1 protein-coding gene is annotated in these 403 nt (G+C 63.0%); it reads left to right on the top strand.

Annotated features, from left to right (window positions below; genetic code table 11):
• Positions 1-403: Ig-like domain-containing protein (locus NV64_RS16525; RefSeq protein WP_199177683.1), on the top strand; the 403-nt coding region annotated here is incomplete at both ends.

Raw genomic sequence — 403 nt, 5'->3', positions numbered from 1 at the left:
GATCACCACAGACGGCGGGATCACCTGGAAAGGGACCTACACGCCGAACGCTGACGTGACCGACGCGACTAACCTGATCGTCCTGAACCAGACGTACGTTCACGATGCCGCAGGCAATACCGGCCAGGGCCTGGTGGAGTCGGACAACTTTGCCATCGACACGCAGCTGCCAACCGCCACCATCCAGCTGAGCGATACCGCGCTGAAGGCGGGTGAGGCGTCCACCGTGACCATCACCTTCTCTGAGGCGGTCTCCGGCCTGACCCGCGAAGCGCTGACCGCGCCGAACGGCACCCTGTCCGAGCTGATCTCCACCGACGGCGGTATTACCTGGAAAGGTACTTACACCCCGGCTGCCGACGTGACCGACGCGACTAACCAGCTGGTGCTTAATCAGACCTGG

The organism is Erwinia sp. B116 (assembly GCF_002865965.1).
Classification (GTDB): domain Bacteria; phylum Pseudomonadota; class Gammaproteobacteria; order Enterobacterales; family Enterobacteriaceae; genus Erwinia.
Note: the sequence above shows the minus strand (reverse complement) of the source record. Positions and strands in the feature narration are given on the sequence as shown.